2 rRNA genes (1 of these 2 running past the window's edge) are annotated in these 3,338 nt (G+C 52.7%); both read right to left on the reverse strand.

What is annotated here, in order from left to right:
• Window positions 1–2,780, reverse strand: a 23S ribosomal RNA gene (locus ACXAEO_RS19670); it reaches 152 nt to the left of the window's first position.
• 210 nt (window positions 2,781–2,990) lie between these two features.
• Window positions 2,991–3,338: ribosomal RNA gene (locus ACXAEO_RS19675) — 16S ribosomal RNA — on the reverse strand; the annotation flags it as partial.

Here is a 3,338-nt window from a genome sequence, read left to right on the forward strand (position 1 = left end):
TCAGCACTTATCCCGTCCGCACATAGCTACCCAGCGATGCCTTTGGCAAGACAACTGGTACACCAGCGGTGCGTCCATCCCGGTCCTCTCGTACTAAGGACAGCTCCTCTCAAATTTCCTGCGCCCGCGACGGATAGGGACCGAACTGTCTCACGACGTTCTGAACCCAGCTCGCGTACCGCTTTAATGGGCGAACAGCCCAACCCTTGGGACCGACTACAGCCCCAGGATGCGATGAGCCGACATCGAGGTGCCAAACCTCCCCGTCGATGTGGACTCTTGGGGGAGATAAGCCTGTTATCCCCGGGGTAGCTTTTATCCGTTGAGCGATGGCCCTTCCATGCGGAACCACCGGATCACTAAGCCCGACTTTCGTCCCTGCTCGACTTGTAGGTCTCGCAGTCAAGCTCCCTTGTGCCTTTACACTCTACGAATGATTTCCAACCATTCTGAGGGAACCTTTGGGCGCCTCCGTTACATTTTAGGAGGCGACCGCCCCAGTCAAACTGCCCACCTGACACTGTCTCCCACCCCGATGAGGGGTGCGGGTTAGAATTTCAATACAGCCAGGGTAGTATCCCACCGATGCCTCCACCGAAGCTGGCGCTCCGGCTTCCAAGGCTCCTACCTATCCTGTACAAGCTGTACCAAAATGCAATATCAGGCTACAGTAAAGCTCCACGGGGTCTTTCCGTCCTGTCGCGGGTAACCTGCATCTTCACAGGTACTATAATTTCACCGAGTCTCTCGTTGAGACAGTGCCCAGATCGTTACACCTTTCGTGCGGGTCGGAACTTACCCGACAAGGAATTTCGCTACCTTAGGACCGTTATAGTTACGGCCGCCGTTTACTGGGGCTTCGGTTCAAAGCTTCGCTTGCGCTAACCTCTCCCCTTAACCTTCCAGCACCGGGCAGGTGTCAGCCCCTATACTTCGCCTTACGGCTTCGCAGAGACCTGTGTTTTTGCTAAACAGTCGCCTGGGCCTATTCACTGCGGCTCTCTCGGGCTTGCACCCTATCAGAGCACCCCTTCTCCCGAAGTTACGGGGTCATTTTGCCGAGTTCCTTAACGAGAGTTCTCTCGAACACCTTAGGATTCTCTCCTCGCCTACCTGTGTCGGTTTGCGGTACGGGTACCTCCCACCTCGCTAGAGGCTTTTCTTGGCAGCGTGAAATCAGGAACTTCGGTACTTTATTTCCCTCGCCATCACAGCTCAACCTTACGAGAAGCGGATTTGCCTACTTCTCAGCCTTACTGCTTGGACGCGCATATCCAACAGCGCGCTTACCCTATCCTTCTGCGTCCCCCCATTGCTCAAACGGTGGGGAGGTAGTACAGGAATATCAACCTGTTATCCATCGCCTACGCCTTTCGGCCTCGGCTTAGGTCCCGACTAACCCTGAGCGGACGAGCCTTCCTCAGGAAACCTTAGGCATACGGTGGATGGGATTCTCACCCATCTTTCGCTACTCATACCGGCATTCTCACTTCTAAGCGCTCCACCAGTCCTTCCGGTCTGACTTCACCGCCCTTAGAACGCTCTCCTACCACGGACATCGTAGATGTCCATCCACAGCTTCGGTGATACGTTTAGCCCCGGTACATTTTCGGCGCAGAGTCACTCGACCAGTGAGCTATTACGCACTCTTTAAATGGTGGCTGCTTCTAAGCCAACATCCTGGTTGTCTAAGCAACTCCACATCCTTTTCCACTTAACGTATACTTTGGGACCTTAGCTGGTGGTCTGGGCTGTTTCCCTCTTGACTACGGATCTTATCACTCGCAGTCTGACTCCCAAGAATAAGTCTTCGGCATTCGGAGTTTGACTGAATTCGGTAACCCGTTGGGGGCCCCTAGTCCAATCAGTGCTCTACCTCCGAGACTCTTATCTTGAGGCTAGCCCTAAAGCTATTTCGGAGAGAACCAGCTATCTCCAGGTTCGATTGGAATTTCTCCGCTACCCACACCTCATCCCCGCACTTTTCAACGTGCGTGGGTTCGGGCCTCCATTCAGTGTTACCTGAACTTCACCCTGGACATGGGTAGATCACCTGGTTTCGGGTCTACGACCACATACTCATTCGCCCTATTCAGACTCGCTTTCGCTGCGGCTTCGTCTCTTCAACTTAACCTTGCATGGGATCGTAACTCGCCGGTTCATTCTACAAAAGGCACGCCATCACCCGTTAACGGGCTCTGACTACTTGTAGGCACACGGTTTCAGGATCTCTTTCACTCCCCTTCCGGGGTGCTTTTCACCTTTCCCTCACGGTACTGGTTCACTATCGGTCACTAGGGAGTATTTAGCCTTGGGAGATGGTCCTCCCAGCTTCCGACGGGATTTCTCGTGTCCCGCCGTACTCAGGATCCACTCAAGAGGGAACGAAGTTTCAACTACAGGGTTGTTACCTTCTTTGACGGGCCTTTCCAGGCCTCTTCATCTACTTCGTTCCTTTGTAACTCCGTATAGAGTGTCCTACAACCCCAAGAGGCAAGCCTCTTGGTTTGGGCTAATTCCGTTTCGCTCGCCGCTACTCAGGAAATCGCAATTGCTTTCTCTTCCTCCGGGTACTTAGATGTTTCAGTTCCCCGGGTCTGCCTTCCATACCCTATGTATTCAGGTAAAGATACTGTTCCATTACGAACAGTGGGTTTCCCCATTCGGAAATCTCCGGATCAAAGCTCACTTACAGCTCCCCGAAGCATATCGGTGTTAGTCCCGTCCTTCATCGGCTCCTAGTGCCAAGGCATTCACCGTGCGCCCTTTCTAACTTAACCATTCGCCTTGCGGCTGACATGTTTCTTACATTAGAAAAGCTTTCACTTTCCTCAGCTATTACTGTTATCTAGTTTTCAAAGAACAACCATGCACCACTCGGTGCATTTGATATTGAAGGATGAACCTTCAAAACTGAACAAAACGTTTTCGTCAACGATTCTTACTGTCTAGCTACGGCATACGCCTTCGCTTTTCTTAGTAATCCTTAGAAAGGAGGTGATCCAGCCGCACCTTCCGATACGGCTACCTTGTTACGACTTCACCCCAATCATCTACCCCACCTTAGGCGGCTGGCTCCTTACGGTTACCTCACCGACTTCGGGTGTTGCAAACTCTCGTGGTGTGACGGGCGGTGTGTACAAGGCCCGGGAACGTATTCACCGCGGCATGCTGATCCGCGATTACTAGCGATTCCGGCTTCATGTAGGCGAGTTGCAGCCTACAATCCGAACTGAGAACGGTTTTATGAGATTAGCTCCACCTCGCGGTCTCGCGACTCTTTGTACCGTCCATTGTAGCACGTGTGTAGCCCAGGTCATAAGGGGCATGATGATTTG

This window comes from Bacillus sp. ABA4_010 (assembly GCF_056159105.1).